General features: G+C 51.2%; 5 protein-coding genes and 2 pseudogenes. 1 reads left to right on the forward strand and 6 read right to left on the reverse strand.

Going from position 1 to position 7377, the window contains the following annotated elements:
• Positions 1–112 precede the first annotated feature (112 nt).
• From CDG56_RS17545 to CDG56_RS16195, 4 genes and pseudogenes are all read right to left on the reverse strand, one after another.
• Positions 113–1093, reverse strand: a pseudogene (locus CDG56_RS17545) (site-specific integrase); the annotation flags it as partial.
• Positions 1094–2206: 1113 nt separating this feature from the next.
• Positions 2207–3578, reverse strand: a pseudogene (locus CDG56_RS16185) (IS1182-like element ISCfr1 family transposase).
• Between the two features lie 114 nt (positions 3579–3692).
• Positions 3693–4829: a DUF3883 domain-containing protein gene (locus CDG56_RS16190; protein WP_000080860.1), complete on the reverse strand. Its 1137-nt coding sequence runs from the start codon at positions 4827–4829 to the stop codon at positions 3693–3695.
• Positions 4830–4879: 50 nt separating this feature from the next.
• Positions 4880–5107, reverse strand: coding sequence for a hypothetical protein (locus CDG56_RS16195; protein ID WP_000248278.1), 228 nt, complete (start codon positions 5105–5107; stop codon positions 4880–4882).
• A 23-nt stretch (positions 5108–5130) separates the two neighbouring features.
• On the opposite strand from CDG56_RS16195, the gene CDG56_RS16200 reads away from it, so the two are divergent.
• Entirely contained in the window at positions 5131–5322 is a 192-nt protein-coding gene (locus CDG56_RS16200; RefSeq protein WP_000951934.1) for a hypothetical protein, read from the forward strand.
• A gap of 481 nt (positions 5323–5803) precedes the next feature.
• Here CDG56_RS16200 and CDG56_RS16205 read toward each other — a convergent pair whose 3' ends face one another.
• Entirely contained in the window at positions 5804–6346 is a 543-nt protein-coding gene (locus tag CDG56_RS16205) for an AAA family ATPase (RefSeq protein ID WP_000587837.1), read from the reverse strand.
• Positions 6347–6358: 12 nt separating this feature from the next.
• The gene (gene aac(3)-IId, locus CDG56_RS16210) at positions 6359–7219 is read right to left on the reverse strand and encodes an aminoglycoside N-acetyltransferase AAC(3)-IId (protein ID WP_087548420.1); all 861 of its coding nucleotides are present in this window, start codon (positions 7217–7219) and stop codon (positions 6359–6361) included.
• Positions 7220–7377: the final 158 nt, after the last annotated feature.

A 7377-nucleotide genomic window follows, 5' to 3' on the forward strand; every position in this document is an offset into this window, starting at 1 on the left:
TTGAATGATTTCTTCTTGGTCTACGTGCCATAAAATACTCCATATATTGATGTTTATAACATCATTTGAGGAGCAGAATATCACTTATAGGAGTTGTTCAAATTTACGGATCCATCTCTGAATAGGGAGGCTTTAAGGATGTAAATAAGATATGTGAAGGAATTTCTTTTCGGATTTCATTTATATAGATTTGAAGAATTCTGTAGTCTCGTTCCTGCAGTTTAATTACTCGGTACGAATATTCATTTTTGATTTTTGGCTTTTTTGATCGATCATCGAACTCATCATCTGTATTTGTAATAATTAAACTAAAACTATGATTCTGAATTGATTTTTTAATAGAGTTGGTTGTTAGTAGCATAAGCTCACCAATTCTAAGACCATAGTTGAGCATGAGATGTATGATCAGAAAGTTTCTGAGTTGTACATTTTTAGATCTAAAAGGATTTAATTCATTGTATTTATTAGAGTTACTTGGTGAAATGACTGAATACAATCCTTTAATCATTTCCTGATTCATGCTCTTAAAATTATGATTTATCTCACTTTTAATTGTCTTATTGGCTTTTGAAAAATTATTTATAATTTTTTTCTTTATTGTCATATATTTATTCAAGTTTTCTTTAATTTTTTGAATTTCCTTCAACGTAAGTTGTGGCTGTGATTGCATGCTTAAGTATTCATTAATCAAGAAGTTGTAAAACTTTAAGAAGGATCTAACTCTATGACCAATTGTTGTGTAATTAATATGTTCTGAATTGCTTAGCCGTATAAGATTACTTTCAAGTTTTTTATTATTTTCTAAGTAAACAATGAAATTATCAATTTCACATTGAATGATCTCAAAATTATAGGATGTCGAATAGAACGACTCACAAAAGGACGTGGCAAACTTTTCAAACCAAAATTCATACCAAAATTTTATTGCGATTAAATCTGCATGCTGCGTAGAGATACTTTGAAATCTAAGAAATTTCATGGTGTACAGCATAGGGTACATACATGGACAGAATGAATCTAAATCAAATAAAAGAATAATTTGATTTTCGTTTGAGACTTTCTTTTCTAAATGAATTGTTTTTAAAGCAAACATAGTAAAGTTTATGAATTATTCTTAAGGTCAACATATCATATTTTATGATTGAAATAGAAATTAGTTAAGTTATTGAATCTTAGTTCAAGAAAGAAAAATATGAAGTTATTGTTAGGTGTATCGGAATTGTCATAATTAAAATTCTCAAAGGAGTAGAAAAGGCACTACCCCACAATTTTTTTCTCTCAAAATGTCATTCACTGTCATTTTTTAGTGGCAAGTACCAGGTGCAATTCTTTTTACGGTGTATTACACCGTAGATGTTTTGAGTGAGCTTAGCTGGCACCGTAAAAGTTTTGATCGACAAAATATCCAAAGTCAACTGGACTGTTAATCCATTTGCTAAACAAAACGTGAAACAGCAAATTATTGTAGTCTATATATTTTTCATAATTGTTCACGATACCTAAGTTCAGCAAGTTTTTTTCAAACTCAATGCGTTCAATGGGTTCTGATTTCACAAATGCATGGATGGATGCTTTGATTGTGGGAGGAAAATAAAGTGTCATCCTAACTACAGGACCCTGCAACGTAGCAATTCCTGCAAAAATCCATTTAAAACAATGACTTATTTCAATTCTGCCATCTGCAAGCGTTTTGTGGGGATGGAGGCCGGAATCATTAAAGTATCATCCTAATTTTCGCTCAACCTTGGAAAATGCTGAGAATCGTAAAAATAAAGTTTCATCCTTTCCGCTACTAGTTCAAGGCTTTCTTCCGGCCGCCGGCAACAACGCTGCTTGGCTGAGGCGATCCACTTGCGCTACCGCTCACTGATCAGATCGAACTTGAACTCGACGAGCAGCCAACCATCAGGCCGAGCGTGATCGCCAAAAAAAACGGATCATGCGAAATCCTTCGTTGAGTTTGGCGCGGGTTTTAGCAAATCAGCTGGCCCGCGATCCGGTTGAGAGTGATCCGAAGCGGTCCTTGACGACCGGCACAAATCGGCCGATTCTGTTGAAAAAGTAGCTTTAGCGGCAGCCTGCCGATCAGGTGTGCCTGCTGTCGAAGTGGCTGCAAGCCACTTCAAGTTGCCTTCCGGCGTTTCACTGAGCGTCCTTGCTCAGGTTTAAGGGTTAATTTGAGGGTTTCTGCTCGTAGCAGGCATACCTATCCCGTCAGCGGTGGCCCTTGAGGCAAAAGCTTGGCCATGCGGCGCAGGTTCTGCACCATCGCAGCCAAGGTGAATTCGTCAGTGGCACCCGTTAGGCCACGCAGTCGTAAACGGTCGAGTTTCATGATCCGTTTGAGGTGGGCGAAAAGCATCTCCACCTTCTTTCGTTCGCAGCGAGAGACGAGGTACTCCGGTGTCTTGGCGATGCGTCGAGCCACGTCGCGGGCAGCCTCATGGATGCTGCGGACGATCTTCCGATTCGGCGTGTTGGGGCAGCATTTCGCTTTCAACGGGCAGGTGGCGCAGTCGGTTTGGCTGGAGCGGTAAATGACGGTTTTGGCCTTAGTTACCCGCGACCTTTGCTGGGTGAAGGCGCGCCATTCACTGCGTAGCGGTTTGCCGGCTGGGCAGCGATATTCATTGGCGTCCTGACTCCAGTGAAAGTCGTTACTGGAGAGGCTGTCGTCCTTGCGCTCGGTCTTGTCCCACACCGGCACATGCGGTTCGATGTCCTTTTCTTCGACCATCCAGGCCAGCATCGGGGCGGTGCCATAAGCGGTATCGCCGATAAGGCGTTCCGGTGTGAGATCGAACTGCGCCTCGACACGCTCGACCATCGTCCTAGTCGAATCGACTTCGGCGGTACGGTGCGCCGGGGTAGCTTCCACGTCCATGATCACACCGTGCTCAGTGTCGATCAGGTAATTCGTGGAGTAGGCAAAAAAGGCCGGGCCACCTGGCGCTGCTGTCCAACGGGACTGAGGATCAGTGAGCGAAATTTTCTTGGGAAGAGCCTCAGCCAGCGCCTCTTCATCAAGGGCTTCGAGGTACTCGCGCACTGCGCGGCTGCTGAGCTTTGGATCGTTCCAATCGACCTCATCTCCCGCCACCCCACGTTGCCGGCTGGCATCCGCCTTAATGATGCTGGCGTCGACGGCGAAACCTTCACCCTTGACTAGGCCGGCTGCCATGCAGCGCCGCAGCACCTCATTGAATAACCAGCGGAATAGATCGCTGTCACGAAAACGCCCATGGCGATTCTTCGAGAAGGTCGAGTGATTGGGGACTTCGTCTTCCAGACCCAACCGGCAGAACCAGCGATAGGCCAGGTTCAGGTGCACCTCTTCGCACAATCGCCGCTCGGAACGAATGCCATAGCAAGTAGCCGACGACCAGCATGCGCACCATCAACTCCGGGTCAATCGAGGGACGCCCGATGGGGCTATAGAAATCTGCCAGGTAGGCACGTAGATCACTGAGATCCAAGCACTGGTCGATGCTGCGCAGGAGATGTTGGGCCGGGACGTGATCTTCCAGATTGAACGAGTAGAACAGGCGCTGCTGTCCTCCCGGTAACTGTCCCATCATGCTGTTCGCCCCCACGCTCGCTGACAAAGCAATTTTGCCAACGGCATGGGGAGGCCGCTACTTTTTCAACAGAATCGGCCGCACACAGCCATTCGGCTCAACAGAACCCTGCCTTTACCCCACCAAACTCCGGAAACTCGCCCGGTAGTCCGTCGGCTTGAGATGCACATGTTGGCTGAGGTCGCCGGGTAGCGTGAACAGGCGCGGACCGTCCCGAAACTGGAACACGCGATACAGATGGAATTGATCGCCCGCCTCCTTGGAGAATTCGAGTTCGTTGTGGCTGACCAAGAAAGACGAGCCTACCCCGCCATTGGTGGTTTTCACCTCGATGAAGCGCTCATGGGCGTCCTCTTCGAACGACAGGATGTCGAACCCCGCACCGTCTCCCTGGGTGTCGGACACCCAATCCAGCCGCTGAAAAAGCTCTGGGTGGCCGAGCTCGGTCAGGCGTTGCTGTTCGTAGCCAATCACCCACTGCTCCCCTGCCCGGCCCAGCTTGCGGTTGGCTTCATCGCGAGCGGCATAATCGAACTTTCGCGGTAGGCGTTGCCGTAGAGATGCCGGGGTACGCACAAGCACTTCACGGGCGGGTGGTTCTACCAAAGCCGCTCGGTAGGTTTTGTCACCCGGAAGTTTTACCTCCTCCAGGGCATCGACAAGAGCGCCGACCGTCTGCTGATGTTCCAGAACGTAGGCGTGTACGGATTTACGCAGCAGCAGTTGGCTGTTGCCGCGTGGCTTGTAGCCGTTGATATAGGGCAGGCCCAGGGCATCGAGTACGGCGCTAATGTTCTGGTGCTTGAGCTCGACTGAAGACTTGCTGCGACCGTTCAGCAGTTGGCGCAGTGCCTGGTTGTGCTCGGACTTGTTGTACGGCTCCCCAGCCGCCTCGGCACGCAGCATGTCGAAATAGTCTTCGACCGTGGCCAGGACCTCTTCTTCGGACCAGTCTTCGCCGATGCGAATGATGCGAAACCCGAGCCGCGTCAGCGCCGGAACGACGGTCGCCTCGCCACCGGAGAAGCTGTCAGCAGTGAGCGGGCCCTGCTCGGGAAATTGCTTGCCGAAGGCCACACCGGCGATGGCCTTGGAATCGCAATCGGTGCCGGTCTTCGGATCACGTACCAGGAAGTCGCGGGACTTGCCGTAGCCGTGGCGCGCCAGGAATTTCGTGCGGCCCAGTTGCACGAACTCATCGATGGCAGCCTGCACGGCGGCGGGGCTTCGAAGCTGGGAGAGTTGAGACACAGGGTCCTTCCTTACTGTCATGGTGTGCCGGGAACCGCCGAGCCACGAGATTATGAGTAGCCCCTGAACAGAAACGTCACGATAAAAGCCGTGAACGCCACCAGGCCCATTAAATCCCTTGCGTATTTGCAGCCCGTGCTGTCCAAACCTGTACCAGGTCCGATCAACACGCTCCAACCATTGAGGTACGAAAACACCGCCTGACCGAACAAAAAATGCGTGATAGCCGCCGCAGCCATGACGCCGGAATCGTCAGACAGGCTGTAGCTGTTGACCATTGCCCTGTACGCCTGCATCTGAAATGGCTATTGCCCTGATGGGAGCCGGCTTTTCAGCCACCGACACCAGCGATGCCGTCAATATTCTTTACCCGATAACCATGACCGTACAAGCTAACAAGGCCTGGCAAGCCAGCGGACTTAAAAAGTCTTTTTTTCTACCATCCCACAAAAAAGTTCGTGGTGGAGAAAAGATAAGCTATGCAAGGCTTTAGGAGACGTGGTTTTTCAGGATGACGAAGAACGATTCGGCGCTAGGTGCAACATAGGTGCATCGCACGAGCGCTAGGAACGGCGAAAAAAGGCGGACGTGGCGAAATCGGTAGACGCAGCAGACTTTAAAATTGGAGTGCCCGCGGGGAAATCCGCGGAGTAGAACCGCTCAAAGTCGGGGAACGCTAACGGGCAATACCCTAAGCCAATCCCGAGCCAAGCCCCTTCGGGGGAAGGTGTAGAGACTGGACGGGCGGCGCCTAAAGCCTTCGGGCAATGGCGAAGGGACAGTCCAGACCACGAACGTCATCAGACGGCGGCGAAAGTCGAGGTGGTACGAAAATCTGCTTCTCTGTGAGAGTACGGGTTCGAGTCCCGTCGTCCGCACCACAAAGCCAAACATCCCTGCGATGATCGACCTCTGGGCGTTTGGTCGTGAGCCCGCCACCCTCGCGCTACGCTTTGCGCAGGCGTCGAAGGCGATCAGGTGCGCCCATCGATTCCGTCGAGCACCATCGCTGCGAGTTCATCGCTGGTGTGTGCACCACTATCGAGAACACGGGTTGTGCATGGAAGCCGTTCCCTTGCGGCCAAGCATCGGGCGACATTCGCTAATCGCCACTCTCGAATCTCCGCATTTCGATTCGGGTCAGGATGCATGGTCTGGTTCGCGATCCGGTGACGCAATAGGTCCTCGTTGAGCGTCAGAAAGATGTGCAGCAGCTGATCGTCGATCCGCCTTACCCCGTCGAGTATCTCAGTCAGATAGTCCGGGTGCACGAGCGTCATTGGGATGATGATGTCCTGCGAGTAATTCCTTCGAATCTCCCTGACCGCCGCGATCGTAAGTCCCCTCCACAAGGGGAGATCCTGATAGTCTCCGCTCGCTGGCATGGGGACCGTTTCTTTCACCACGAACCCGATTTCCTCGGGGTCAAAGATCAGCGATTTGGAACGCCGATCGCGCAGCCGCTTAGCGAGCGTCGTCTTTCCGGCGCCGAAAGGTCCGTTGATCCAGATTATCATTGTCGACGGCCTCTAACCTGAAGGCTCGCAAGAGCGCTCGACGGCCTCGTGCGGAGGCACGATCGGAGTGGTTCCGAAATTCTTCTCAAGATAGGTGACGCCGAACGTCACGATGTCCTGCGCGTCGAACAGGTAGCACTGAGCAAAGCCCACGACACCTTCTCGATGGCGACCGAGCTTCACGTAAGCATTTGCTATAGTTTCAACCGCATCCGGCTTTCCTTCGATAGCAAAGCAATCGAGAATGCCGTTTGAATCGTAATCCGATGCCGTTTTCCAGGCGACTTCACCGTCTCTTCCAAGCATCGGCATCTCATACGTCACCCACCGTTTGTTGGGGATATCGGCAACCGCCTCGGCGTAGTGCAATGCGGTAACGGAGTTTAGCGGCGCACCCAACAGCAGGGCCTTCCCGCCAAGGCGAACGAACCGCTCGACGGGCGATCCTTCCCCCAAGGCGTGACCGAGTTCGTGAGGCTCCGTCAGCGTTTCAGCCAGCGGACCAACCGCGACCATCGATGCATCGGGGTGCGCGCTGCGCCGCGCGCCGGGGGCTTGAACCAGAAATTGATTCAGCAGGCCGAACCCACGGTAAGTCCCGGCTGTTGCGGGATCGAACGGCAGCCAGGTACGGCGGGCTTCGTCATCCAGCCGAGCGCCATTCAGAGTCTCCTCGTAGGGTGATCGGTCCCACGACGCGTATCCCATCACAGTGCCAGTCGGCCCAACCGCGGAGCGTAACGCGGCAACGACCGTCTCCGCTCCTCCTTCGACCGGACCAATCGCTTTAAGTGAGGCATGCACCATCAAGAGGTCACCGGTTTGGACTCCGAGTTTTTGAAGCGCCTCCGTTATTGCCTTCCGCGTATGCATCGCGATATCTCCTCTAAACTGCAAAACACTATACCTATCGAGATATCACTCTACTATACCTATCGAGATATAGAGGTGGTCCCACTTGTTTGAACAACTAAAAGCGTATTTATAAGTGATATTCCGCTCTAGTTAAGCCACCTTGTTTTGTTGGGGTA

The organism is Acinetobacter sp. WCHA39, from assembly GCF_002165385.1.
In the GTDB taxonomy this organism is placed as follows: domain Bacteria; phylum Pseudomonadota; class Gammaproteobacteria; order Pseudomonadales; family Moraxellaceae; genus Acinetobacter.